We start from the raw sequence: 24,375 nt of genomic DNA, 5'->3' as shown, positions 1-24,375 counted from the left end.
CTTTTATTCAGCAATGTAAAAAGGGGCCTAAGCCCCTTTGGTTCTATCTTGGACAAATTTCATTGTCATCAAAGAAATAGGCTATTTCTCTTGCGGCAGATTCGGGGGAATCTGAGCCATGAGTACCATTAGGCGGCATAGCCGTACCAAAATCATGACGCAAGGTACCGGCAGCAGCTTCCGCTGGATTAGTCGCGCCAAGTAGATCCCGATAGCGCTGAACGGCATTTTCACCTTCCAACACTTGTACCATTATTGGACCCGATGTCATGAATTCAATTAACGGAGCATAAAAAGGTTTTCCATCATGCTCGGCATAAAAACCGGCAGCTTGCTCTTGTGTTAAATGCAACATTTTAGCTGCGACCAACCGTAAACCTGCAGATTCCATACGGGCATAAACTGCACCAATGGCATCTTTGGCCACAACATCAGGTTTAAGTATAGAAAAAGTCCGTTCTAACGCCATTTACTCGCTCCATTGTATAAATAATTAATACCAATCAATTGATATCGTTATCGAATAATAAGTTAGCTCTACTCGCTTAACAACCTAGAAATGGTGCGAATACCATGACCTTTCGCACCCGTTGCCCAAAGTGCGTTGGCTGATTTTTGATATGAACCAGATAAATCAAAATGTAACCAATTTTGTTCCGCATTTTCAACAAAGTGCGCTAAAAAAGCTGCTGCGGTTGAAGCCCCGGCCATCCCTTCGCCAGATGAAATATTGGCTATATCTGCAAACGCAGAACCAATTTGCCCCTTATGAAAAGGCTCAAGTGGCAACGGCCACGCTTTTTCGTATTCAGCTTTAGCGGCCTGAAGGGCCTGATGCACCATCTCATCATCAAACCCAAATACGGCGTTGTAATCGCGCCCTAAAGCCATTTTGGCCGCACCGGTAAGAGTAGCGGCATCGATAATTTTGTCAGGCTTAACTTCACTAGCGGCAATTAAACCATCGGCCAGCACCAAGCGCCCTTCAGCATCGGTATTTAATACTTCTACAGAAACACCATTTTTGTAGGTAATAACATCACCAAGCTTGTAAGCTTCGCCAGAAACCATATTTTCAGCGCAACATAAAAACAGCTTAACGCGCTTATTCAGGCCATTGGCAATCGCCAAACCCAAGCCCCCCGTTACCGTTGCCGCGCCTCCCATATCGCTTTTCATAATTGACATGCCATCAGAGGGTTTGATGCTATAACCACCAGAATCAAACGTAATACCTTTGCCCACTAACGCGAAGGCTATTGGTTCGTCAGGCTTACCAGAGGGGTTAAAGTCAAGCTGCAACATCGCCGGCGCTCGGCTACTGCCCTTACCCACTTGATAAGTACCAACCCAACCCTCGGCTAATAAGTCATCCCCCGAAATAATGGTATGGGATACACAATCGGGCGCTAAAGCGTTTAAAAAGCTTGCTGCTGACTCACAGAGACTTTGCGGGTAGATTTCAGCGGGACCCAAATTTATCGTTTTGCGGGTCCAATCAGCTGAAATTTTAAGCGCATTAAAACGCTGTAAGTCTGCGTCGCTAAGCACCACTACATCAAGTTGATTGTCTTGCTTGGCATTGTAATAGCCTTGATAAAAAGCCCAGCAGGCTTCTAAGTCCCAACTATCACCAATAAAAGAAAGGTGCTTTAAGCCTTGAGAATCTAATTTACGCGCGGCTTTTTGAATATCTTGTAGGCGGGATGCGCCTTGCGAAGTAACATGCACATTAACTTGATTCGCTTCAAAGCTGATCAGGGCGTTGTCGCCCCATTGAGCAGCAGCGGGTTTTGCACATAATACTAGGTCCATAACGGCGGTCATCAATACTTCCTCATGTTACTCATTGACAACAAGCCACTGGAATTTAGTCTAGTTCATCCATCCAGGCTAAAATAATTGCTTCCAAAATGCGCTCATTGCTATGTTGGGGTTCATCTTCAAAATCGTCCAATTGACAAACCCATTGGTGTAAATCGGTAAACCGAACTTGTTTTGGGTCCTGCTCAGGGAATTGCTCGGCCAGTTCTATCGCAATTTGCTCTACATCTATCCAACGCAACCCCATAGCAAGTTTCCTTAATGTTGTTCAGACACCATATTAATCGTGTATTTAGGGATTTCTACCACTAAATCTTCATCGGCTACTAAAGCCTGACAACCAAGTCGAGATTCAGGCTCTAAGCCCCAAGCCTTGTCTAACATGTCATCTTCGAGCTCGTCGCTTTCTTCTAAAGAATCAAAACCTTCTCGAACAATCACGTGGCAAGTGGTGCAGGCGCATGATTTTTCGCAGGCATGTTCAATATCGATACCCTCACGCAGTGCGATATCTAGTACGCTTTCACCTTCTTTTGCTTCTACTACAGACCCTTCGGGACATAAGTCTTCGTTGGGTAAGAAAATCACTTTAGGCATCTTAAATCCTATCTACTTGCTGGCCGGTTAAAGCCTGTTTAATCGAATCATCCATTCGCCTTGCAGCGAAGTCTTGACTAATACTATCGAGTTGCTTAATGGCTTGCTCAATGGCAGGCACCTTATCAGCAGCCGCTACTGTCGCCAACGCTTGCATCGCTAGCTCTATTTGCTGACGCTCTGTTTCGTCTAACAAGCGAGATCCACTTTCAGCGAGGGCTGCACTCATATCTTCTATGAAACGCGCGGCTTCCACCTGTTGCTCGCGTAACATCCGCATGCTGACATCATGTTTAGCGTTGGTGATAGAGTCTTTAAGCATTCTGGCCACTTCTTCGTCGGCTAAACCATAAGACGGTTTAACTTCCACCGACGATTGAACACCGGTTGATTTTTCCATCGCGGTAACAGACAGCAAACCATCGGCATCAACTTGAAAGGTCACCCGAATATGCGCTGCACCAGCAGCTAAGGGAGGGATCCCTTTCAGCGCAAACTTAGCCAATGAGCGACAATCATCCACTAACTCTCGCTCGCCCTGAACCGCGTGAATAGCCATGGCTGTTTGGCCATCTTTAAAGGTTGTAAATTCTTGTGCGCGAGCAACCGGAATAGTGGTATTGCGCGGAATAACTTTTTCAACCAAGCCGCCCATGGTTTCAATACCCAAAGACAACGGTGTGACATCAAGTAGCAACAACTCGCCGTCTTTTTTGTTACCCACTAATGTATCAGCCTGAATAGCAGCGCCTAAGGCCACCACTTGGTCTGGGTCGATGTTAGTTAAAGGTTGCTTACCGAAAAAGCTGGCCACATCGGCACGTACTTTAGGCACCCGCGTAGACCCGCCAACCATAACCACATTACCAACATCTTCAAGCTCAACCTCGGCGTCACGTAAGGCTCTACGACACGCGCGAATCGTACGCTTAACTAACGCTGCAATGAGCTCATCAAATTGATCACGGGTAATCGCCCCCTGCCAGTTTACGCCATCAGTGGCTAGGCTAACTTCGGCTTGTTGTTGATCAGATAAACTCACCTTAATTTGATTAGCGACGCGTGACAACTCGCGCTGCAATTGCGCAGATCGCTGACCGGTAATTTTGGCCTGCTCAGCGATCCATTCAACTAAAGCGTCATCGAAATCATCGCCACCTAAAGCAGAATCTCCGCCAGTGGCTAATACTTGGAATACACCTTTTGATAAACGCAAAATTGAAATATCAAAAGTACCACCCCCTAAATCATAAATAGCAATAACGCCTTCATCACCGCTGTCTAGCCCGTAAGCAATCGCGGCAGCGGTAGGTTCGTTGAGCAGACGTAATACATGTAAGCCCGCTAACTGAGCGGCGTCTTTAGTACCTTGTCGCTGGGCATCATCGAAATAGGCCGGTACAGTAATCACTACGCCGTCAGGCTCACCCTGCAACGACTCGCTAGCACGCTTGGCAAGGCTTTTAAGGATCTCTGCGGACACCTGAATAGGATTCACAATACCGCTAACCGTTTGGATTTGCGGAGAGCTGCTATCCGCAAAAAGATAAGGTAAGGTCGAAGTATCTATATCTGAGCTCGCCTTGCCCAACAAACGTTTCACTGACGTAATGGTATTATGTGGATCTGTAACTGCCTGTGCTCGAGCGGCGAGGCCAACATCAATACCTTTATCGTGATAACGCACAACCGAAGGTAATAAGGTATTGCCACTATGGTCGGCTAAAGTAACAGATTTTCCGCTGCGCACAGTAGCTACAAGAGAATTAGTAGTACCTAAATCGATACCTACTGCTAATTTATGTTGGTGAGGAACAGCCGATTGCCCAGGCTCTGCAATTTGTAGTAATGCCATATAGATTAATAATCTAAGATTTTCTCTTCGAGTTGAAGCAACTGCTGTTGCAAACGTGCATAAAATTTAAGCTTACGAACTTGATCGGCAGCAAAGGTAAAGTTTTGCTCATTGTAGGCTTTTTCAAAGCTTGAGCTCAAGTCACTTCGCTGTTGCTTGAGTTGTTTGGAAAAGTCATCAATAGCTTGTTCAGGATCAGCAGCGTTTTCTATTTCCGCCAACTGCTCCCTAAGCGCCATTTGACTCATCAAAAACTCAATGTCATTAATCGTCTGCTGTTCGCCACCTAGCTCAATGCCCTGCAGACTCAGTAAGTATTGAGCGCGAGACAAAGGATCTTTCAATGTTTGGTAGGCATCATTTATTTGCGCGGCTTTTTGCATAACCTGAACTTGATTTTCAGTTGCATCAGCAGCGAAATTATCCGGATGGTATTTCTGTTGTAACTCTCTATAAGAAACAGCTAAACCTTGAAGGTCTAGCTGATATGTTGTGCTTAGAGAGAATAATTCAAAATAATTCATAGCGTGTTCCATTTAGACGCTAAAACTCTCTCCGCAACCGCACTCTCCGGATACATTAGGGTTATTAAATACAAAGCCTTCGTTTAGACCTTCTTTAACAAAATCCAACTGAGTTCCATCGATATAAAGTAAGCTTTTTTCGTCAACAATGATATTTACACCGTGACTTTCAAACACTTTGTCATCCTCAGCGAGCTGGTCAACAAACTCAAGAATATAAGCCATTCCGGAGCAGCCAGAGGTTCTAACACCTAAGCGTACTCCAGAGCCTGAGCCACGATTACCTAAGAATTGGCTAACATGGGTTGCTGCTGATTCGGTCAGTGATACAGCCATAACGGATCCTTAAAACTACTACGCGTTTTTCTTCTTATAATCTGCAATCGCTGCTTTGATTGCGTCTTCAGCTAAGATTGAACAGTGAATTTTCACCGGAGGTAAAGCCAGCTCTTCAGCAATATCAGTGTTTTTCAACGATTCTGCTTCATCTAAACTTTTGCCTTTTACCCATTCTGTCACTAGTGAGCTAGAAGCGATAGCTGAACCACAACCATAAGTCTTAAAACGGGCATCTTCAATAATACCGCTGTCGCTAACTTTTAGTTGTAACTTCATTACATCGCCACACGCTGGCGCGCCAACCATACCGGTACCGATATGACTATCTTCTTTGTCTTCAAACGCCCCAACATTACGTGGGTTTTCATAGTGATCAATTACTTTTTCGCTGTAAGCCATGATACTTCTCCAAATCCGTTAAATATAGTGCTTAGTGATGAGCCCACTCGACCTGACTTAGGTCAACTCCGTCTTTAAACATGTCCCACAGTGGAGACATTTCGCGGAGGCGCCCTATTCCTTCATTAATAACTTTAACTGCATAATCAATTTCTTCTTCAGTAGTAAAACGACCAAATGAGAAACGAATAGAGCTATGTGCTAATTCATCTTCAAGCCCTAGAGCACGTAGAACATACGAAGGTTCTAAGCTGGCAGAGGTACAGGCAGAGCCAGATGATACGGCTAAATCTTTCAGTGCCATAATCAACGATTCACCTTCAACATATGCAAAACTCACATTTAGGTTGCCTACAACACGCTGGTCAAAATCACCATTAACGTAAGTTTCTTCAATATCTTTTATGCCAGCCCAGAAACGGTCACGTAATGCGTGAACATGTTCGTTGTCTTTAGCCATGTCTTGTTTAGCTATCGCAAAGGCCTCACCCATACCAACAATTTGGTGGGTAGGCAGAGTGCCAGAGCGCATGCCGCGTTCATGTCCACCACCATGCATTTGCGCTTCTAAGCGAATACGGGGTTTACGTTGAACATACAGAGCTCCAATACCTTTTGGACCATACATTTTATGTGCTGAAAACGACATCATATCTACTGGCAAAGCGTGTAAATCAATGTCGATTTTACCTGCACTTTGCGCAGCATCGACATGAAATAAAACTTTACGTGAGCGACATAATTCTCCGATAGCATTGATATCTTGAATCACGCCAATTTCGTTATTCACGTGCATGATACTAACCAGCACGGTATCTTCGCGCATTGCCTCTGTTAACTTGTCTAAGCTAATTACACCGTTACTTTCTGGCTCGAGGTAAGTCACTTCAAAGCCTTCACGCTCTAACTGGCGGCAAGTGTCTAATACAGCTTTGTGCTCAGTTTTACAGGTAATAATGTGCTTACCGCGTTTATTGTAAAAATGGGCAGCGCCTTTGATTGCTAAATTGTTTGATTCAGTCGCACCTGAAGTAAATACGATCTCTCGTGGGTCAGCATTTACTAACTCGGCAATTTGATTACGAGCCACATCAACAGCTTCTTCTGCTTGCCACCCAAAACGGTGCGAGCGAGAAGCCGGGTTTCCATATATACCGTCGACACTTAGGTATTGCATCATCTTTTCAGCTACACGAGGGTCAACCGGTGTAGTGGCTGAATAATCCAGATAAATTGGCAATTTCATTAAAGCTCTCCATTACTACTCTGCGCTAAGCGAGCATCATAAACTAATTTGTATCGTGTTTGAGTCGAGTTTTTTAAGCTGATCTTGTCCTTGAGCAACATTCACTATTTGTCGCTCACGCATCAGTCCGCCCAAACTTATATTGTCGAGAAAATCGGCAATACGTTCGCTCAAGTCATTCCACAGCGAGTGGGTCAGGCAAGGCTTACCGCCTTGACAATTTGCGGTACCGTGACAACGTGTTGCATCTATCGACTCGTCAACCGCATGAATAACCATACCCACAGCGATATCGTCAGCATCCATACCTAGCCGGTAACCACCGCCAGGGCCGCGAACACTGCTTACTAAGCCATGTTTGCGTAATTTTGAGAAAAGCTGCTCTAAGTACGACAGTGAAATACCTTGTCGCTCAGATATATCAGCTAATGAAACCGGACCGTCTTCCATATGAAGTGCCACATCCAGCATCGCTGTAACCGCGTATCGTCCTTTAGAAGTTAAGCGCATATTCAACCATTTATTGCGTGAACTTGCCCACAATCTTTCCATATCCGACTATTTTAGTCAAGTATAAAACCTTGTAACTTACTCAGGATTATTTTTCGCTTTTTTCGATATGCTTATCAAACGCAGTTAAGATCCCACGCATAACGTTAAGCTCTTGTTTTTCCATGCGAATTCGATTAAACATACGGCGTACTTTCTCCATAACTTTGCCCGGATGAGGTTTAATTATAAATCCGCTGTCAGCAATGCTTTGCTCAAAATGTTGGTAAAAACGCTCTAAATCATCAGCGTGCGGGTAGTCTTCGACGACATTCTCAGGATGGGTATTTTCTAGATCTAAATGCGCCATACGCACTTCATAACTAATCAACTGCACAGCCATCGCTAAATTTAGAGAGCTGTACTCAGGATTAGCCGGAACACAAACATGAAAGTGGCACTGCTGAAGCTCAGCGTTGTTTAACCCGCTGTTCTCACGCCCAAAAACAATAGCTACATTAGCCGTTTTGGCTTCGCTAGCTAATTTAACGCCTGCTTCGCGGCCGTCTAGCATTGGCCAATCTAAGGTGCGCGAGCGAGCACTGGCGCCAACCACCAACTGACAATCAGCAATAGCTTCAGCTAAATCATCAACAATTGTGGTACCGCCTAATACATCCGACGCCCCTGCCGATAGAGCAACTGACTTCCCATCTATCTCCGCTTCTGGTGCCACCAAGTATAAATGGCGTAGGCCCATGGTTTTCATTGCTCTGGCTGCTGAGCCAATGTTGCCACTGTGACTAGTGCCAACAAGCACTACTCGAACATTATCTAACATCTGTTGAATTTCACCCTAGTTTTGATGCGCAAGATTGTAACATAGCGACCCGACTAGCATCTAGATTGGAAAAATTTTTAATACACTGTCTATAATAAATTGAGTTTAAATTGAGTATTCACTATAATCCGGCGGTTATTAAATGTTCTTTCTACAAATTGGTGGTAATTCATGCATGCTATGCTAAACATAGCGGTTCGCGCTGCGCGAAACGCAGGTAAAGTCGTAACTCAAGCTTACGAACAGTTAGACAAGGTTGAAGCGACCGCTAAAGGCGCAAACGACTACGTAACGAATGTGACATCGGCTTCTGAAAAAAGCATTATCGATACGATTCGTAACGCGTTCCCAGAACACTCGTTTGTTTCTGAAAAAATAGGTTTAAGCAAAGGCACGGATGACGAATATCAATGGGTAGTTAACCCACTGGATGGAACCACCAATTTTATCAAAGGTATTCCTCACTTTGCTATTTCAATCGCCTTACGCGTTCGCGGTAAAACCGAACACGCTGTCGTTTACGATCCACTACGTAACGAGCTATTTGCCGCTTCTCGTGGTAAAAGCGCCCAATTAGACGGCTACCGTTTGCGCGTCAATAAAGCGAAAGACCTAGAAGGTACCTTAATCGCAAGTGGATTCCCGTACCGACGTAAACACTACACCGAAAGCTACACCGCTATGTTTGGTGCTATCTTCGCTGAGTGTGATGACATTCGCAGCAGTGGCAGCCCAGCTTTAGATATCGCCTACGTGGCCGCAGGGCGTTACGATGGCTTCTTCCGACTCAATTTAAAACCTTGGGAAATCGCAGCTGGCGAGTTACTAGTGCGTGAAGCGGGTGCCATTGTCACTGACGTAGCAGGTAATACCGACTTCTACCAAAGTGGTAATGTTGTATGTGCTAATCCAAAAGTATTAAAGCACATGCTTTCAACGATTCGCCCACACCTAACGGACGCAATTAAAGGCTAGTTACTCAGCTTTAATTGTTAACGATAATAGAACCAGCAGCCTTCACTGCTGGTTTTTTTATCGATAAATGATACCCATTCTATAAACAAGCTAAGCATCTTTAATTGAATGAGCATTAGCCTTCAATCATAACTAAACCTAAAAGACTAACCTACCCGGCCAATATCTTAGGCACCACCCGGCTCGCCAGTGAAATTAACCAATAAATCTTCGTCAGTGACTATCGCCTGACAAGCTAAACGATACTTTGGCGGCAAGTCACTAATAGACGCTCTTTCAGCATCTTTATCCGAAAGCTTGCCGATACTTTTTAGCCCTTCACGTTCCTTATCGGTAAGCATTGCGCCTTTTACGCGTTCACCATCTAAATGCGTGACTTCAACTAAACATGAGCCACAACGGCCGTCTTTACATTCATGGGGGATCTTCACGCCATTGTCTTCAGCTAAGCCTAACAACGCATCACGTTTACCTGCAACCGCGGTTACTTTTTTGTTTTTGCGCATAACCGGGGAAGAGAAATATACGGTAGCCATATTGTTTTCCTTTATGTAATGATAAGTATTCAATTTGACTGTCACTATGTTCAGTTAAAACCTAACCAGCATGATGCTATCAAGCGTCAAACTATAGATTTAACCAGCGGCAAGTTGGCTAGCAGTCACTAACACACAAATAGTCAAATTGCTTACCCGCATTGCAAGTGCTAAGCCAGCACCATCAACCCCCGCCCTTTAAATGATGCGGTAAATCACGCGTTGGCCTTGCGACACAAAGAAAACAATACGCATAATAAACAAATAGTTGCGTTAAGCTAAGGCAAGAGATTTAAAAGTCACCGCGCTATCAGTGCTAAACCACCAAAGTTCAAATTAGTGCTTAGCAGACAATTTGCTTTAAATACGACAATTTTCAACTATAGTTGATAACGATGTCATAAATCGAATAGTGCTTACTTACCGCTTTTGAACCACACACAAGAGAGAAAACACATGCGAAGCATCTGGGTATTTTTACTCGTTTTATATTGCCAACATAGCTTAGCCAATCAGCTCACCCAGCAGCAACTAAATGCCTGGTTTACCGCAAGTAAGCAGTTACAGCCCATAATAGAGAAAATTGAACAAGACAATACCTTTCAAGACATCAGCAACCCTAGTCAGTTTGCTGAAGAAATGGCGAGTCAACTCAAGCATAGTAAAATGAACGCCGAAGTCAGCAACATTTTGGCAAGCAACAACCTAACCATAGATACATGGGCTAAAACAACCGAGCAAGTTGTATTCGCCGCTATGGCAGCTAGCGCCGACGGCAACGAAGCACAAATACAACAATACAAAACCATGAAGCAACAGCTGCTGGATAATCCAGATTTAACGAAGCAGCAAAAACAAGAAATGATGTCGATGTTTGAAGTGAGCGACTTGTGGATTAACCAATTAGAAGCGGTACCACAAAGTGATATAGACTTGGTTAAACCTATGTTAGATAAGTTTAACCAAGAGCTAGGCTGGGAGATGGAAAACTAGTCAGCGCCTAGGTCAAAGCTATCAGCGTCCATTTCGGCGCGCTCTAACTGTAACTCTAGAAAAGCAATGCGTTTAACAAACGTTCCTAATAAGGCATCTTTTATTGCCAACAATTCGGTTAACTCGCTGGCCTCACGCCACTCAGGGTGCTCGCCGGCCAACTCTGCGTTTTCAAAGGCTAGTTCAGCCTCGCTTTGCTGTAAAAAATAATGGCTTTTTTCACCTATATCAAATGAATAGATCATTACTGGATTAGCTTCTGTCACCTTTATGCTTCCTCTAATGGATAGTTAGCAAGTGTCCAGCCTCTAATCCCGCCATCCATAGAGATAACATTGGTATACCCCATCTTCACTAAGTTATCAGCACTCAGCGCTGAGCGAAAACCACCTCCACAATAAATCACTATCATACTGTCAAGGTCCGGAATGGCTGTTTCAGCATCACGCTCTAACACGCCGCGCCCCATATATTGAGCACCAGGAATACGGCTTTTTTGCCATTCATCTTGTTCGCGGTTATCAATCAGCTTGAAATCAAGCCCTTGGTCTAACCATTGCTTAACTTGGTGAACATCACATTCTTTAATACGGCTACGGCAATCATCAACTAAAGCCAGAAAACGCGGATTATGGGCCATGTATCTCTTCCTTAATAGTAAAAAACCCGCCGAAGCGGGTTTAGATAGTTATGCGATAGGGTCTTGGTCAGCACCTTCTTTTTCTTCGATCTCTTTGGGCATAAAGTCTTCTTTCTTAATGCCTAAATACAATGCCAGCGTACTAGCAACATAGATGGAAGAGTGAGTACCAATGAACACACCAAACAATAATGCCGTAGCAAAGTTATGGATCAGCTCACCACCTAATACGAACAACGATATGAGCACCATAATTGTTGTTAACGAGGTGACAATTGTTCGATTCAGGGTCTGGGTTAGCGACACATCAATGATCTCTTCAGGGTCGCCTTTACGCAACTTACGGAAGTTTTCACGGATCCTATCTGATACAACAATTGTATCGTTCAAGGAGTAACCCACCACCGTTAATAGTGCGGCAATAACCGTTAGGTCAAACTCTAACTGCAAGAATGAGAACAAACCCAAGGTTGCAATGACATCGTGTGCTAAGGCCAATACAGCACCTAGCGCCATCCGCCACTCAAAACGCATAGCCACATAGAGTAAAATACAACCTAGTGCAGCAATAATGGCTAAGCCACCTTGCTCGGCAAGCTCCTTACCTACAGTAGGCCCTACGTATTCGATACGGCGCATTTCAACGTTAGCATCAACTTCTGAACGCAACAAACCCATAATGCTATCGCCAAGGTGTTGGCTATCAACACCTTCACGCGGCATCATGCGCAGCAGAACTTGAGTTTGTGAGCCAAAATATTGCGCTACAATATCCGGGTACTCATTATTGGCCATAACATCACGAACTTGATTAAGGTCGGCAGCTTGTGAAAACTCCACCTCAATCAAAGTACCGCCAGTAAAGTCCAAGCCCCAATTAATTTTGTTAATCGCTAAGCTTGCAACCGAAGCCACCATCAGCAAAATAGTAAACCAAATAAATGGTTTACGGTGCGACATAAAAGGCACAGTGCCTTTAGGTTTAAATAAATAAAACACGTCGTTGCTCCTAGATAGACAACTTGTCTATTTTCTTACCGCCCCAAACAAGGTTAACAACCACGCGGGTGCCAACAATAGCGGTAAACATCGAGGTGGCAATACCAATAGCTAGCGTTACCGCAAAGCCTTTTACAGCACCCGTACCAATCGCAAACAAAATTAACGCGGTAATGAAGGTGGTGATGTTAGCATCAGAAATGGTTGAAAGCGCGTTGCTATAACCGTGGTGAATCGCTTGCTGAGGGCTTCTACCGTCTTTTAGCTCTTCACGAATACGCTCAAAAATCAACACGTTGGCGTCAACGGCCATACCCACGGTCAGTACAATACCCGCCATACCAGGCAAGGTTAAAGTAGCCCCAGGTATCATTGACATAAAGCCGATAATCATACCTACGTTAGCAATAAGCGCTAAGTTAGCGATTAAACCAAACTTACGGTAGTACAGAGGCATAAACACCAGCAGTGACAACAAACCCACTACGATAGCCATAAAGCCTTTGTCGATGTTGTCTTGGCCTAAGCTTGGGCCCACGGTACGTTCTTCAACAATTTGAATCGGCGCGATCAAAGCACCAGCACGCAATAGTAAGGCTAAGTTTTGCGCTTCAGAAGGAGAATCAATACCAGTAATGCGGAAGCTGCGACCCAGTCGTGACTGAATAGTGGCTACGTTAATCACTTCTTCTTGGCGTTCTAACTGGCTTTTACCTTCAGCATCTTTCTTGCCAGTAGGCTTATACTCAATAAACAAGGTTGCCATCGATTGGCCCACATTGTCTTTGGTAAAGGCAGCCATTTTACTACCACCTTGGCTATCAAGGCTGATATTAACCTGCGGACGGCTGTATTCATCAAATCCCGATTGTGCACCCACAATGTGGTCACCGGTCAAGATAACTTGATTACGTAACACCACTGGTGAGCCATCAACTCGCTTAGCCAGTTGTGAGCCCGGAGGCACACGACCTGAGGCCGCATCACGTAAATCAGCGTCAGTATTTACCATTCTGAATTCTAGAGTAGCAGTAGCGCCTAAAATTTCTTTAGCGCGCGCTGTGTCTTGAACACCCGGTAACTGAACAACAATACGCTCTGAACCTTGACGCTGAACCTGTGGCTCGGCAACACCTAGTTCGTTAACTCGGTTACGGATAATGGTGATATTTTGCTGCAAGGCATATTCGCGTGTTTCTTTTAGCTTCGCTTCAGTCATCTTAGCGCTTAAGCGAAATTGATCGCCTTGGCTAACATCACTAAATTGATACTCGTTATATTTACGGTCTAAAAAGCTAATCGCTTTATCAAGGGTTGCTTCATCACGGAAACGAACCACCACGGCGTCACCTTGCGAGCGAACACCAGCGTAACGTAATTTTTCTTCGCGAAGGTCACTACGAAAATCTTGAATCATGCCCTCTTGCGCTTTGCTTATCGCCGCGTCCATGTCCACTTCCATCAAGAAGTGCACACCACCGCGTAAGTCTAAGCCAAGTTTAAGCGGCGCTGCGCCAATAGCATCTAACCAACCAGGGGTTGCAGGGGCTAGGTTTAAAGCCACTACAAAATTATCGCCGAGTAGATCATTCAGCATCGTTTTAACTTTAAGCTGGTCGGCATCATTGCGTAAACGCACTAAAGCTAAACCATCTTCAAAGCCAACCGAGCGAAAGTCGATAGACTGTTCGGTAAGGTAGTTTCTAATCTCATCCAATTGGGCAAGCTCAACCTGAGCGCCCCGAGTGCCGGATACTTGTACGGCTGGATCCTCACCGTATAAGTTTGGCATGGCGTAAAGAAAACCGATGGCAATCAAACCGATTACCATCATATTCTTCCACCAAGGGTTTCTGTTTAACAAAATCTTATCCCTAGTGACCTAGTGTAACTATAAAGACTTCAGCGTGCCCTTTGGCAATACCGCTGAAACAAAGTCCTTTTTAAGTGTAACGGTAGTGTCATCACTTAGGCTTAACTGGAAGTAGTCGTTCTCTTCAGAAATCTTAATGATTTTCCCGACCAAACCACCCGTTGTTAGCACTTCATCACCTTTAGACAATGAAGACATAAGGTTTTTATGTTCTTTAACACGCTTAGATTGCGGACGGTAAATCATGAAGTAGAAGATTACCGCAAAGATAACCATCATAAAAATCAGTTCCATACCGCCACCGGCTGGTGATGCTGCGCCGCCTTCGGCATATGCTGGAGAAATAAATAAGCTCATTGTTACCCTCATTAAAAATTTAAATTTACGAAAAAAGACACTACTGTCTTATTAAATGGAGACTGACCGAGCAAAAACAAGGTGTTACTTGGTCAATCGGGTATTATTCCACCAACGGTGGGACATCTCGTCCCAATTTGGCGTAAAAATCTGCTACAAATTCGTCTAACTTACCAGCAGCAATAGCCTCGCGTATGGCTTCCATCACTCGCTGGTAGTAACGCAAGTTATGAATGGTATTCAAACGAGCGCCAAGGATTTCATTACACTTGTCTAAATGATGCAAGTAGGAACGAGAATAATTTTGACAGGTATAACAATCACACTCTTTATCTAGCGTATTAGTGTCTTCTCGGTGACGTGCATTGCGAATTTTAACCACACCTTCACTGGTAAAAAGATGACCATTACGTGCGTTACGGGTTGGCATTACACAATCAAACATGTCAACACCACGGCGCACACCTTCGACCAAATCTTCAGGTTTACCTACGCCCATCAGATAACGAGGTTTATCTTCTGGTACCTTGTGTGCAACATAATCAAGAATGCGATGCATATCTTCTTTAGGCTCACCCACCGCTAAACCACCGATAGCATAACCGTCAAAGCCTATTTTTGTTAAGCCTTCTAAAGATACATCGCGTAGATGTTCGTAAACACCGCCTTGAATAATACCAAATAGCGCGTTGTTGTTTTCCAGCTCATCGTGACGTTGGCGTGAGCGAGCAGCCCAACGTAAAGACATACGCATCGACTTATCCGCTTCAGCTTCTGTAGCAGGATAGGGGGTACACTCATCAAATATCATGACGATATCCGAACCCAAATCATTTTGAATTTCCATTGATTTTTCAGGGGTTAAGAATATTTTGTCTCCATTCACTGGATTACGGAAATGCACACCTTCTTCGGTAATATCGCGAATATCACCTAAGCTGAAAACCTGAAAACCGCCAGAGTCGGTTAAAATTGGACCCTGCCAGTTCATAAAATCGTGCAAATCGCCATGCGCCTTCATCACCTCTTGACCAGGGCGCAGCCACAAGTGGAAGGTATTGCCTAGTAATATTTCAGCGCCCGTGGCGCTCACTTCTTCCGGCGTCATGCCTTTTACGGTACCGTAAGTGCCTACTGGCATAAACGCCGGCGTTTCTACACTGCCGCGCTCAAACACCAAACGGCCACGTCGAGCCTTGCCATCGGTTGCTAATAATTGATATTTCATGTGTCACCTCAGATCGGAAAAACAGTCCGACTGTAGTTAAGTTATGCGTCTTTACGAGTGATGAACATCGCATCACCGTAACTAAAGAAGCGGTATTGATTGTCGATAGCAGCTTGATAAGCGCCAGTAACATTGTCTTTGCCGGCAAATGCCGACACCAACATAATAAGGGTTGACTCTGGTAAGTGAAAATTGGTCACCATTGCGTCAACTAATTCAAACTGATACCCAGGATAGATAAAAATATCGGTTTCAGCGGCATACGCTTGTAGTGCTTGGCCTTTAGCTTTAGCATCTTTTGCCGCACTTTCTAACGAGCGAACAGAGGTGGTACCCACCGCAATCACACGGCCACCAGCAGCCTTGGCTTTCGCTATTTTAGACACGACCTCTTGGCTGACTTCGGCATATTCAGAGTGCATAACATGCTCGTCGACTGAATCCACTTTAACAGGTTGAAAAGTGCCCGCCCCCACATGCAAAGTAACAAATGCCGTATCGGCACCCTTGTCTTGAATCTGCTGCATCAAGGCATCGTCAAAATGCAAACCAGCAGTAGGCGCCGCCACCGCACCTGGCCTTTCGTTATACACAGTTTGATAGCGCTCTTTATCCGCATCTTCGTCAGGGCGGTCAATATACGGGGGCAGCGGCATGTGTCCATAGGCTTCAAGCAGCTCTAAGACTGTGCGGCTGTCGTCAAAGCGTAATTCGAACAATGCATCATGACGCGCCAGCATGGTTGCATCAAAAGCATCAGCTAAGCGCAACTCTGTACCGGGCTTAGGTGATTTAGAACAGCGAACATGAGCTAAAACTCGATGATCATCTAATACTCGTTCAATCAACACTTCCAGCTTACCGCCAGTGACTTTTTGGCCAAACAAGCGTGCAGGAATAACTCGAGTATTATTAAATACCAGTAAATCGTTTGGTTTAATATGCTCAAGCAAATCGGGGAATTGCTGATGTTTAAGCTCTCCAGAATTACCATTCAAATACAGTAAACGGCTATCCCGGCGCTGCTGTTTTGGATATCGAGCAATCAGCTCATCAGGAAGAATAAAAGAAAAATCGGCAACACGCATGGGACTAATAACTCTGTGGGATTTTGATTAATTTACAAGCCGGCAATTTTAGAGATTGCGTCCAGTAATAGCAAGGATTAGCGCCGCAAATGCACGTTTGATAACTTTCTACGCAACAATAGCAATGGCAAGCCTATCAGTATCAACCAAAAACTAGCTCCACCACCAGAAGCCCGCGGCTCAGCTTGGGTACATTCAAGACGACTATCCCCCGCCAAACTGGCAGTATCAGTAATCCAAAGACACACTTTACCAATATCGGTATAAACACCGGGCTTATTTTTACAAGCAATCGATCCCCAACTCACCAAGCCTAGTAAACGAACACCGTTTGGCTCATTAATAATTACCGGGCCGCCACTATCTCCAGAGCAAGCATCTTGATTGGTGCCATAGGCACAAAACATACGCTCAGTGACCGTAGAGCTTGGCCAAGCTTCGGCGCATTTTTCAGCGTCATACAAGCGCAAAGCGCCTTGTTGCAGAACCTCAGGGTATACAGAATTTAGCGGATCAGTATTAATACGGCCAAAACCGAGCAGCGACATTAATCCTCCAATATTAACCGCATCCTTCACTTGATTGGCATTAAGTACTGGCGCGCTAATGGGTTGAGCAGAAGCTAAACGTAACAAACTCACATCATAATCGTAAGCAGCGCCAAAACTGCTGGGGCTAACATATAGCGGATGTTGGTAAATCTCACTCACCGAAATAGCTCTTGAATGGCTACTTGTTACCCGTTGTTGAACACCTAGCACCACACTCACTTGGGACGGGTCGATGTATTTGTCTTCACTATCAGTTTGATAGGTACAATGTGCAGCGGTGAGCACCCAATTATCAGCGATTTGTACCCCGCCGCATCGAGAATGGCCAACAAAGACCTGGGCCATCCAAGGGTAATTCTCGGCAGCATCATCTCCGCCGACCACCCGCGGGCTAACCGACAAGTCTGTTTGGGCATGGGTAAAATATGACACTACTAAGGCTAAGCCTACAAAAAACTGTTTTATCGCCATGATACTTAGGTACTCAGATCTAACTCTGGATCGCGTAAACGCACCGGCTCAGGGTCACCCAAAAAATGCGGTTGAGCGTTGAGAACATGTAAATCAATCAGGGCTTTAGCCCGAGCCAGCACTTCGCGTAACCGCACTCGCCAATGAAACTCAGATGGGGCATCATCAACCACATAACCATAGGCTTCAATGCCATATTGATTCGCGATATATAAAGCCCGTTCTACGTGAAACTGTTGAGAAACAATCACTAAAGCTTGCTGCCCAAACACCGCTTTTGCGCGAACCACCGAGTCAAAGGTTCTAAAGCCTGCATAATCTAAAGCAATATGCTCACGAGGTACGTTCAAGCGTAATATATCGTTTAACATAGTAATGGGTTCATTATAGTATCGTGTGGCGTTATCACCACTGAGTATTAGCCCGTTTACCTTACCCGTATGATAAAGCTTTGCTGCCGCTTCAACCCGAAATTGGTAATAGGCATTAAGACGTTTACCTACATATTTGCTGGTACCCAGTACCAATGCAACCGGTTGTGCGGGCACGCGGTCCATATCTCGATACCATTGGCCAGAGACTTGCTGAGAGATGTAACGGTCGATGGCCACGAGGCAAAGCACCACGACGATAACCATCAGCAACACTACGCTAAGGAATCGTTTCAATGCTTAACCTCCGTCCAATTACCCCTAATGGCCCATGCTAGCATAGCCACCTATCGCAACCAAATTAGCAATAGCGAACACACTAAACAAGTGAAATTAAAACGCTTTATCCATGCTGGCTGCATTTCGTAAAATTATGTAAAGTCGATTTACAATACCCACTAAACTATTACATTTATCCGCATAAAAATTAATGGTATTGCGTAATGATTATAAAAAACAATGAAACCCAATTTGGTTTAGTGAGTAAACTGATTCACTGGTTGATGGCTGGGCTATTTATTGCCTTAATCGCTATCGCTTTATATATGGATTACCTTCCTAGAAGCCCTGAGAAATTCGAACTTTTTGCCCTGCACAAAGCGTTAGGTGTCCTCGCCTTAGTGTCGGTTTTCGCCCGAATTGTTTGGCACAGGGTAAGTCAGGTTCCAGCGCCGATAGCCGAAGGCTTTAAGCTTAAATTAGCTCACCTAGGTCACATTGCTTTGTACCTGCTGATGCTAGTAATGCCAATATCAGGTGCTTTAATGTCTGTGTCTGGCGGGCATGACATTAACTTTTTTGATTGGTTTGTTATTTCTGGCTTCAGCGAAAAAAGTGAAGGTTTAAATGAAATAACCGGCCTGATCCACCACTATGGCAGTAAGGCGCTTTACGTTGTTCTGGTTGGGCATATTGCTGCAGCCCTTTACCATCACTTCATAGTGAAAGACGATACCTTAAAACGAATCACCTCAAAATAGCATCTACGCGAGCTAATGGTTATAAGGCCAGCCGTTTACTGGCCTTTTTATAAAAGACCCGCCAGCCACTCCAGCTCGGCAATTCCCAGCGCTTTGGCCCGCCTTTTCTTGTCCCCGAATGATAGTGAACAATCACTTGCTTAGAACGCCCAAGATACTCAACATCCAGTTTTAATTCGGCTAACACTAAATGCTGCGGAAAACGCTGCTGAAAATCGTCTCGATGCCATTCAGGTATCCCTGAAAAATGCATATCACTAGGCTCTATTAGGGTTAAATCTTCAGCATTTTCAACCCCAAGCTCACATAGATGTTCACAGACCCAAGTCAAGGCTTCAACGGGTTCCCCCTCACCGCCCCCATGTTTTTCACCAAGGCTAGTCCATAGGTTCCAAGCATCTATGTCTTGCTGCAGAGTTAATTGCTTAAACCTCGCTTGCCTATTTGCCAGTAAGCGCATTGCTAAACCACGCCGGTACTGCTCAGGGTTAGCCGCCAACAATTCAGTGCCAATCACTCTACCAGCGTATACGCGCTGCATAGGCTGCTCGCCCTGATGATCAATATTTCCGGCAGGGGCAAGTTCGCCAAATTTGTGATCTACCAGCTGCTGATTGGTCACCGGCGCTAAGCACAAACCAATATTGATCAGTTGCTTAATTCCGCGTCCGGGCATGCTAAATACATCAAAAGCTATCGCAGCAACTTGCTCATCAGCCAACAGCGTATCTCGACCAAGTTGTAATTCGGCAATACCGTTCCCCATAGCGTCTGTGCGTTTTTCTCGGCGTAGATACACTAACTCTTTAGCCCCGCTCAAGATCGCCGAAATGAGTGCATTACGATTATAGGGTGTGGCTTCAAACAGATCAGTCAAGGCCATCACGCTACGCAGTTGCTCGGCTAGCTCTTGAGCTTGCGCTAAGGCCTCTTGATTAATATTTAGCTCTTCAGGCCAAGCTCTGCCCCGCACTAAATCTAACAACATGCTCATATCGCAGTGCTGCGGTTGCCATTGATTAAGGCGCTTTAAAGCATGCTCCGATTTTGGCCGTTGAAAAATCGCCTTATTAATACTTAAAGCGGCAGCAAGATCTAACATGGCCTCTCGTTCTGCGGCCTCTGGCATCAAATTAACGAGATGAGCAAAATAGCTATCAATGGGCAAAGTAAGTAGCCGCTTACCGTGATCAGATAAACGTTCTGGGCTGGCCAAAGCTTGCATGCTAGTTAAACGCTCTGTCGCTATTGCCAATGATTTTTCAGGCAGCCGCTCTAAAAAAGACAGCTGCGCCAACGCGCACTGACAACTGGCGGCAAATAACATTGGCTCTAGTAATTCTTCACGCTGCATCTGTGGCGGGGTTACCGCCTCTAAGGGCGCAAACTCTCCCCATAGACGATAACAATGCCCCGCTCTAACCCGACCCGCACGCCCACGCCGTTGCTCTGCACTGGCGCGTGAAATGCGCTCTAAACTTAATACAGTACGGCCAGCACGTTGTTTAGTGCGCCGCTCTAGGCCGGAATCGATCACACTGCTAATACGTGGAATGGTTAAGCTGGTTTCGGCCACGTTGGTCGCCAAAATTACCCGCCGTTTAGCATGCTTGGTCGAGTCATCCAAGATATAACGGCGCTGCTCAGCACTAATAGTGGCGTGTAACGCTAATACTTCAGCGTCTACATGTTCCAAACTGGCTTGGCAGCGTTGAATTTCTCCTCGCCCCGGTAAGAATACCAAGATATCGCCATCATCTTTAGCCATGGCTTTATTGACCGCGCTTTGCACCGCATCGCAAATGCGCTGTATATCGGGGAGATGATGGGACTCTCGCGCTTCATAACTTAGGCTCACAGGGTACTCACGCCCTGCCGCTTTAAGCGGCTGAGCGGCTAAGTATTCACATAGCTTAGTCCCTTCTAAGGTGGCTGAAGTAACCACCACTCTAATCGTGGTTTGTTTCACTAAAGCCAATAATAAGTCTGAATCCCAGCGACGCTCATGAAATTCATCAATGATAATCACCGCGTATTCACTCAGTTGGTTTTCAGCTAACCAGCGTAAAGCAATACCTGGCGTAACAAAGGCAATGTTGGTGTTATCCCTTACCGTAGAATGAAAACGGATTGAATAGCCCACTCGGTAGGGTTCGCCCACAAGATTAACTTGCTCGGCCACATAACTGGCCAACGCCTCACAAGCTATACGCCTAGGCTGCACCACCAGCACTTTTCCTAAGCCAGCAGCCCAGCGCGGTAAACGCGTCGATTTACCCGACCCAGTAGCGGCTTCAACCACGAGGTGAGTGCGTGCCAACTTTTCAACAAAGTCGGCCTGAATAGCATCGATGGGTAAGACATGTTCAGAGGACATTTAAGCTAGCAACAGATAAATAAGCTCGATGATAGATTTTTATTGTTACTCAGCAAAGCAAAATCGCCAGCTTATTCACATAAAAGTGAATAAGCTGAGGGCCTAAATAGACAAATGACAATTAACTTTATAAAATGCTGAAAATAATAATAAGGCATTGAAATAAAAAATATTAACAGGGAAAGTTATGTCATCTCACCATAAAATCGCAATCAATAGTTTACTTGTTGCAGCCACCTTAAGCCTTAGTGCTTGTAATAACTCAACAGATAAACTCTCAACAGAGCAAGTGAGCGAAAGTGTATGGGCAAGCCATGTGCTTACCGGAACCTCTCTTAACGAGGCAAACTCCCATTTTTTTATCATAGACACGGTCATTGCTGCCTTACAAAAAAAAGTGGAAGACCCAGACCTTACTAGCATCAATTGTTGGCCGGGGGATAAATCAACCGATAATCCCAGTATGCAGCTATCACTAACCAATGATATTTTTAGCGTATCTTTCAACGGGTGCCTATTCCATACAAATAGAGACTTCCTATTTAGTGTGACCGGAGATGTTTCTCTTAAACTGGACAAGATAAGCTCCAATGGCTTCTTGTTAGACTTTACCGGGCAACTTAATGCTAACAATTTAGGTTTTTCATACTCTAGCCGTAAGCTCATCAATAACCATACCAGTTATAGCGCTGAAATAAGTCAATATAGTAGTAATGAGTATAATTCTACTACTGACATCACTTTCACCTCGCCTCTAGTGTTAAACACTGAATCGTCCGAGCTTCCAGATACTGTAACTTTTGACGAGCTAAGTATTCAAAGACAACTAGACTATCGTATAGGTCAATATACCGCGAGTTATAATGGACAACTGACAACGGCTGATTACAAAGGGATTAATCACGTCACCATTAGCACTGTTACGCCAATTACTCGGATACGTAATCGCGTAATAGCAGGTGAATACGAATTGACTGACAATCTAGATTCAGTGATTAATATGCAATTAGAAGAGACTACAGATTACGCCGTTGAAAACTATCAGCCCAGTTACACAATAAGCGCAGACGTTGAAAACTACGGCCCTTATGTCCGCGAAGCGTCAGTAATCTATCCCGTATTTCCAGAGAACCACGACAGAAAATTAAGTTTCACGGCTCAAAACCGAGACTTAAGTAAATTCGAAGCAGAGTACTACTCTGGTTATTTTACTTCAGCTGTTGGGCTTGATAGCCCATTTTGTATTCAAAGCCTTTCCAAACCACTGATTATTTCTGACCCCGAACAGGTAGCAAAAATAGCAGTTATGCCCTTGCTAACAGATGTTCAACAAATAAATGTCTACGTTACCGATTCGGATGATTTACCCCTTTCCCCCAGCTTATATCGCGTAAGTTTAGAAGGACTTTGGTTGAGGATATCATTTCAAGAAGGCGTGTTAACTAAGCCATTTTATAGGGCTACTATCACTGATACATTTGGGCACGAGTTGTGTAATGGCTGGCCTTTAGCTGACGCGCAATCTAGTTATTAATTAGCTATTGCTGGCAATTTACCAGTATTTTGCTAAGCAATATTTGCATACTTAAGGGGGCTTAGCATAAGCTAAGGCCCTGTTCGCAAACGTTGTTTAACGGAATTTATATGAAATTTTCAAAACTCGGAAGTAGTAATTTGTCGGTGTCACGGGTGTGCTTAGGCAGCATGACGTGGGGCCTACAAAACAACCAAAGCGATGCTAATCAACAAATTGACTATGCCCTTAGCCAAGGGGTTAACTTTATTGATACCGCAGAAATGTATGCCGTGCCGCCTTCAGCAGAAACCTACGGTAAAACTGAAAGCATTATTGGTAACTGGCTAGCGGCCAATAAACAACAGCGTAAAGACGTAATACTCGCCACCAAAATTGCCGGTGCTGGTTTACCATGGGTACGTAATGGTGGGCCAATTAATGGCGATGCGGTCGTTGCAGCGGTTGATGCTTCACTACAAAGATTACAAACCGACTATATCGATTTATATCAGCTCCACTGGCCAAATCGGCCAACGCCACATTTTGGCAAACATTGGCCAAACCAAATACAGCCAACTGAATTAGATGCCGCCGATCATCAAGCGCAAATGTTAGATATTTTGCAAGGCTTACAGCGCTGTGTTGAAGCAGGAAAAATTCGCCACTGCGGTTTGTCCGACGACACCACTTGGGGAATTAGCACCTATTTAAAATTGAGTGAACAACATAATTTGCCGCGCATGGTGTCGATACAAAATGAATTTAGTTTACTGCATGCTAAAGACTGGTCATATTTAATTGAGCACTGTGTACAGGAAAACATCGCCTACCTGCCATGGTCTCCCTTGGCCAGTGGCATGTTAAGTGGAAAATACGCCAATGGCGCGATTCCGGCTGGCAGCCGTTGGACCTTTATGCAACGTAACGGCATTTTCCGCGATACCAAACTAGCCCATGAAGCGGTGGCAGGCTACGCCGAAATTGCAGCTCAGTACGGTTATACTCCCGCGCAACTGGCACTAGCATGGTGTGACCAAGTCAACGGGGTAAGCTCTACCATTATTGGCGCGACATCTATGTCTCAACTGGAAGAAGATATCGCGGCGTTTGCCAAGCCTCTGAGCAGCCGAGCCTTAGCTGATATTGCCGAAGTCTTTAAACGTTACCCGGCACCTTATTAAATAGCCTGTCATTAAAGAGCGCCTTACTTGAGGGGCTTTTTATTACCAGAACAGCTAACTAAGCA

27 protein-coding genes are annotated in these 24,375 nt (G+C 44.9%); 5 read left to right on the top strand and 22 right to left on the bottom strand.

Annotated features, from left to right (window positions below; genetic code table 11):
• Window positions 1-43 precede the first annotated feature (43 nt).
• The 11 genes from ndk to trmJ all read right to left on the bottom strand — a co-directional run bounded on the left by ndk (window position 44) and on the right by trmJ (window position 8,114).
• A complete protein-coding gene (gene ndk, locus ACVFI8_RS18355; RefSeq protein ID WP_248712147.1) occupies window positions 44-469 on the bottom strand; it encodes a nucleoside-diphosphate kinase in 426 nt (141 codons plus the stop codon).
• A gap of 68 nt (window positions 470-537) precedes the next feature.
• Entirely contained in the window at window positions 538-1,827 is a 1,290-nt protein-coding gene (gene pepB / locus ACVFI8_RS18350; RefSeq protein WP_457872230.1) for an aminopeptidase PepB, read from the bottom strand.
• A 43-nt stretch (window positions 1,828-1,870) separates the two neighbouring features.
• Window positions 1,871-2,071, bottom strand: coding sequence for a Fe-S cluster assembly protein IscX (gene iscX, locus ACVFI8_RS18345; protein ID WP_137672810.1), 201 nt, complete (start codon window positions 2,069-2,071; stop codon window positions 1,871-1,873).
• A gap of 11 nt (window positions 2,072-2,082) precedes the next feature.
• Window positions 2,083-2,421 carry an ISC system 2Fe-2S type ferredoxin gene (fdx, locus tag ACVFI8_RS18340; protein WP_137672809.1) on the bottom strand — a complete coding sequence of 113 codons (339 nt, stop codon included), beginning with the start codon at window positions 2,419-2,421 and terminating at the stop codon, window positions 2,083-2,085.
• Between the two features lies 1 nt (window position 2,422).
• Window positions 2,423-4,276 carry a Fe-S protein assembly chaperone HscA gene (gene hscA / locus ACVFI8_RS18335; RefSeq protein WP_457872229.1) on the bottom strand — a complete coding sequence of 618 codons (1,854 nt, stop codon included), beginning with the start codon at window positions 4,274-4,276 and terminating at the stop codon, window positions 2,423-2,425.
• 5 nt (window positions 4,277-4,281) lie between these two features.
• Window positions 4,282-4,800, bottom strand: a complete 519-nt coding sequence (gene hscB, locus ACVFI8_RS18330; protein WP_457872227.1) for a co-chaperone HscB — start codon at window positions 4,798-4,800, stop codon at window positions 4,282-4,284.
• 12 nt (window positions 4,801-4,812) lie between these two features.
• Window positions 4,813-5,136 carry an iron-sulfur cluster assembly protein IscA gene (gene iscA / locus ACVFI8_RS18325; protein WP_248712151.1) on the bottom strand — a complete coding sequence of 108 codons (324 nt, stop codon included), beginning with the start codon at window positions 5,134-5,136 and terminating at the stop codon, window positions 4,813-4,815.
• An 18-nt stretch (window positions 5,137-5,154) separates the two neighbouring features.
• Window positions 5,155-5,538: a Fe-S cluster assembly scaffold IscU gene (gene iscU, locus ACVFI8_RS18320; protein WP_248712152.1), complete on the bottom strand. Its 384-nt coding sequence runs from the start codon at window positions 5,536-5,538 to the stop codon at window positions 5,155-5,157.
• 31 nt (window positions 5,539-5,569) lie between these two features.
• Window positions 5,570-6,784 carry an IscS subfamily cysteine desulfurase gene (locus ACVFI8_RS18315; protein ID WP_248712153.1) on the bottom strand — a complete coding sequence of 405 codons (1,215 nt, stop codon included), beginning with the start codon at window positions 6,782-6,784 and terminating at the stop codon, window positions 5,570-5,572.
• A gap of 36 nt (window positions 6,785-6,820) precedes the next feature.
• On the bottom strand, window positions 6,821-7,294 hold the full coding sequence (iscR, locus tag ACVFI8_RS18310) for a Fe-S cluster assembly transcriptional regulator IscR (protein ID WP_248712154.1): 474 nt from the start codon (window positions 7,292-7,294) through the stop codon (window positions 6,821-6,823).
• 88 nt (window positions 7,295-7,382) lie between these two features.
• Window positions 7,383-8,114: a tRNA (cytosine(32)/uridine(32)-2'-O)-methyltransferase TrmJ gene (trmJ, locus tag ACVFI8_RS18305; RefSeq protein ID WP_248712155.1), complete on the bottom strand. Its 732-nt coding sequence runs from the start codon at window positions 8,112-8,114 to the stop codon at window positions 7,383-7,385.
• Between the two features lie 171 nt (window positions 8,115-8,285).
• On the opposite strand from trmJ, the gene suhB reads away from it, so the two are divergent.
• Window positions 8,286-9,089, top strand: a complete 804-nt coding sequence (gene suhB / locus ACVFI8_RS18300; protein WP_248712156.1) for an inositol-1-monophosphatase — start codon at window positions 8,286-8,288, stop codon at window positions 9,087-9,089.
• Window positions 9,090-9,256: 167 nt separating this feature from the next.
• Here suhB and ACVFI8_RS18295 read toward each other — a convergent pair whose 3' ends face one another.
• Window positions 9,257-9,625, bottom strand: a complete 369-nt coding sequence (locus ACVFI8_RS18295) for a 2Fe-2S iron-sulfur cluster-binding protein (protein ID WP_248712157.1) — start codon at window positions 9,623-9,625, stop codon at window positions 9,257-9,259.
• Between the two features lie 456 nt (window positions 9,626-10,081).
• Here ACVFI8_RS18295 and ACVFI8_RS18290 point away from each other — a divergent pair, with 456 nt between their 5' ends.
• Complete coding sequence (locus ACVFI8_RS18290) at window positions 10,082-10,618, top strand: hypothetical protein (protein ID WP_457872221.1); 537 nt, start codon at window positions 10,082-10,084, stop codon at window positions 10,616-10,618.
• Here the strand turns inward: ACVFI8_RS18290 and ACVFI8_RS18285 are convergent.
• From ACVFI8_RS18285 to ACVFI8_RS18245, 9 genes are all read right to left on the bottom strand, one after another.
• Window positions 10,615-10,884 carry a hypothetical protein gene (locus tag ACVFI8_RS18285; RefSeq protein ID WP_457872218.1) on the bottom strand — a complete coding sequence of 90 codons (270 nt, stop codon included), beginning with the start codon at window positions 10,882-10,884 and terminating at the stop codon, window positions 10,615-10,617. The two genes, ACVFI8_RS18290 and ACVFI8_RS18285, sit on opposite strands and share 4 nt — an antisense overlap.
• Window positions 10,885-10,886: 2 nt before the next feature.
• On the bottom strand, window positions 10,887-11,258 hold the full coding sequence (locus ACVFI8_RS18280; RefSeq protein WP_248712160.1) for a rhodanese-like domain-containing protein: 372 nt from the start codon (window positions 11,256-11,258) through the stop codon (window positions 10,887-10,889).
• Between the two features lie 48 nt (window positions 11,259-11,306).
• Window positions 11,307-12,218, bottom strand: coding sequence for a protein translocase subunit SecF (secF, locus tag ACVFI8_RS18275; protein ID WP_248715636.1), 912 nt, complete (start codon window positions 12,216-12,218; stop codon window positions 11,307-11,309).
• Between the two features lie 49 nt (window positions 12,219-12,267).
• A complete protein-coding gene (gene secD, locus ACVFI8_RS18270; protein ID WP_256469275.1) occupies window positions 12,268-14,121 on the bottom strand; it encodes a protein translocase subunit SecD in 1,854 nt (617 codons plus the stop codon).
• Between the two features lie 27 nt (window positions 14,122-14,148).
• Entirely contained in the window at window positions 14,149-14,487 is a 339-nt protein-coding gene (gene yajC, locus ACVFI8_RS18265; RefSeq protein WP_248712161.1) for a preprotein translocase subunit YajC, read from the bottom strand.
• A 103-nt stretch (window positions 14,488-14,590) separates the two neighbouring features.
• On the bottom strand, window positions 14,591-15,715 hold the full coding sequence (tgt, locus tag ACVFI8_RS18260) for a tRNA guanosine(34) transglycosylase Tgt (RefSeq protein ID WP_248712162.1): 1,125 nt from the start codon (window positions 15,713-15,715) through the stop codon (window positions 14,591-14,593).
• A 41-nt stretch (window positions 15,716-15,756) separates the two neighbouring features.
• Window positions 15,757-16,803, bottom strand: coding sequence for a tRNA preQ1(34) S-adenosylmethionine ribosyltransferase-isomerase QueA (gene queA / locus ACVFI8_RS18255; protein ID WP_248712163.1), 1,047 nt, complete (start codon window positions 16,801-16,803; stop codon window positions 15,757-15,759).
• A gap of 77 nt (window positions 16,804-16,880) precedes the next feature.
• On the bottom strand, window positions 16,881-17,825 hold the full coding sequence (locus ACVFI8_RS18250) for a S1 family serine peptidase (protein ID WP_457872213.1): 945 nt from the start codon (window positions 17,823-17,825) through the stop codon (window positions 16,881-16,883).
• A gap of 5 nt (window positions 17,826-17,830) precedes the next feature.
• A complete protein-coding gene (locus ACVFI8_RS18245; protein ID WP_457872211.1) occupies window positions 17,831-18,493 on the bottom strand; it encodes a SanA/YdcF family protein in 663 nt (220 codons plus the stop codon).
• Between the two features lie 206 nt (window positions 18,494-18,699).
• Between ACVFI8_RS18245 and ACVFI8_RS18240 the strand changes: the two genes are divergently transcribed.
• Window positions 18,700-19,236: a cytochrome b gene (locus tag ACVFI8_RS18240; protein ID WP_457872209.1), complete on the top strand. Its 537-nt coding sequence runs from the start codon at window positions 18,700-18,702 to the stop codon at window positions 19,234-19,236.
• A 19-nt stretch (window positions 19,237-19,255) separates the two neighbouring features.
• On the opposite strand, the gene ACVFI8_RS18235 is transcribed toward ACVFI8_RS18240, so the two are convergent.
• Window positions 19,256-21,613: a helicase-related protein gene (locus ACVFI8_RS18235; protein WP_457872207.1), complete on the bottom strand. Its 2,358-nt coding sequence runs from the start codon at window positions 21,611-21,613 to the stop codon at window positions 19,256-19,258.
• A gap of 187 nt (window positions 21,614-21,800) precedes the next feature.
• Here ACVFI8_RS18235 and ACVFI8_RS18230 point away from each other — a divergent pair, with 187 nt between their 5' ends.
• Complete coding sequence (locus ACVFI8_RS18230) at window positions 21,801-23,147, top strand: hypothetical protein (RefSeq protein ID WP_457872205.1); 1,347 nt, start codon at window positions 21,801-21,803, stop codon at window positions 23,145-23,147.
• Between the two features lie 110 nt (window positions 23,148-23,257).
• On the top strand, window positions 23,258-24,310 hold the full coding sequence (locus tag ACVFI8_RS18225; protein ID WP_457872203.1) for an aldo/keto reductase: 1,053 nt from the start codon (window positions 23,258-23,260) through the stop codon (window positions 24,308-24,310).
• Window positions 24,311-24,375: the final 65 nt, after the last annotated feature.

It is taken from the genome of Agarivorans sp. MS3-6 (assembly GCF_054112545.1).
Note: the sequence above shows the minus strand (reverse complement) of the source record. Positions and strands in the feature narration are given on the sequence as shown.

Excerpts from the sequence above, each read along its gene's own strand:
- ndk (WP_248712147.1), bottom strand. The coding sequence starts at position 469 with ATGGCGTTAGAACGGACTTTTTCTATACTTAAACCTGATGTTGTGGCC.
- pepB (WP_457872230.1), bottom strand. The coding sequence starts at position 1,827 with ATGACCGCCGTTATGGACCTAGTATTATGTGCAAAACCCGCTGCTGCT.
- iscX (WP_137672810.1), bottom strand. The coding sequence starts at position 2,071 with ATGGGGTTGCGTTGGATAGATGTAGAGCAAATTGCGATAGAACTGGCC.
- fdx (WP_137672809.1), bottom strand. The coding sequence starts at position 2,421 with ATGCCTAAAGTGATTTTCTTACCCAACGAAGACTTATGTCCCGAAGGG.
- hscA (WP_457872229.1), bottom strand. The coding sequence starts at position 4,276 with ATGGCATTACTACAAATTGCAGAGCCTGGGCAATCGGCTGTTCCTCAC.
- hscB (WP_457872227.1), bottom strand. The coding sequence starts at position 4,800 with ATGAATTATTTTGAATTATTCTCTCTAAGCACAACATATCAGCTAGAC.
- iscA (WP_248712151.1), bottom strand. The coding sequence starts at position 5,136 with ATGGCTGTATCACTGACCGAATCAGCAGCAACCCATGTTAGCCAATTC.
- iscU (WP_248712152.1), bottom strand. The coding sequence starts at position 5,538 with ATGGCTTACAGCGAAAAAGTAATTGATCACTATGAAAACCCACGTAAT.
- ACVFI8_RS18315 (WP_248712153.1), bottom strand. The coding sequence starts at position 6,784 with ATGAAATTGCCAATTTATCTGGATTATTCAGCCACTACACCGGTTGAC.
- iscR (WP_248712154.1), bottom strand. The coding sequence starts at position 7,294 with ATGCGCTTAACTTCTAAAGGACGATACGCGGTTACAGCGATGCTGGAT.
- trmJ (WP_248712155.1), bottom strand. The coding sequence starts at position 8,114 with ATGTTAGATAATGTTCGAGTAGTGCTTGTTGGCACTAGTCACAGTGGC.
- suhB (WP_248712156.1), top strand. The coding sequence starts at position 8,286 with ATGCATGCTATGCTAAACATAGCGGTTCGCGCTGCGCGAAACGCAGGT.
- ACVFI8_RS18295 (WP_248712157.1), bottom strand. The coding sequence starts at position 9,625 with ATGGCTACCGTATATTTCTCTTCCCCGGTTATGCGCAAAAACAAAAAA.
- ACVFI8_RS18290 (WP_457872221.1), top strand. The coding sequence starts at position 10,082 with ATGCGAAGCATCTGGGTATTTTTACTCGTTTTATATTGCCAACATAGC.
- ACVFI8_RS18280 (WP_248712160.1), bottom strand. The coding sequence starts at position 11,258 with ATGGCCCATAATCCGCGTTTTCTGGCTTTAGTTGATGATTGCCGTAGC.
- secF (WP_248715636.1), bottom strand. The coding sequence starts at position 12,218 with ATGTCGCACCGTAAACCATTTATTTGGTTTACTATTTTGCTGATGGTG.
- yajC (WP_248712161.1), bottom strand. The coding sequence starts at position 14,487 with ATGAGCTTATTTATTTCTCCAGCATATGCCGAAGGCGGCGCAGCATCA.
- tgt (WP_248712162.1), bottom strand. The coding sequence starts at position 15,715 with ATGAAATATCAATTATTAGCAACCGATGGCAAGGCTCGACGTGGCCGT.
- queA (WP_248712163.1), bottom strand. The coding sequence starts at position 16,803 with ATGCGTGTTGCCGATTTTTCTTTTATTCTTCCTGATGAGCTGATTGCT.
- ACVFI8_RS18250 (WP_457872213.1), bottom strand. The coding sequence starts at position 17,825 with ATGGCGATAAAACAGTTTTTTGTAGGCTTAGCCTTAGTAGTGTCATAT.
- ACVFI8_RS18240 (WP_457872209.1), top strand. The coding sequence starts at position 18,700 with ATGATTATAAAAAACAATGAAACCCAATTTGGTTTAGTGAGTAAACTG.
- ACVFI8_RS18235 (WP_457872207.1), bottom strand. The coding sequence starts at position 21,613 with ATGTCCTCTGAACATGTCTTACCCATCGATGCTATTCAGGCCGACTTT.
- ACVFI8_RS18230 (WP_457872205.1), top strand. The coding sequence starts at position 21,801 with ATGTCATCTCACCATAAAATCGCAATCAATAGTTTACTTGTTGCAGCC.
- ACVFI8_RS18225 (WP_457872203.1), top strand. The coding sequence starts at position 23,258 with ATGAAATTTTCAAAACTCGGAAGTAGTAATTTGTCGGTGTCACGGGTG.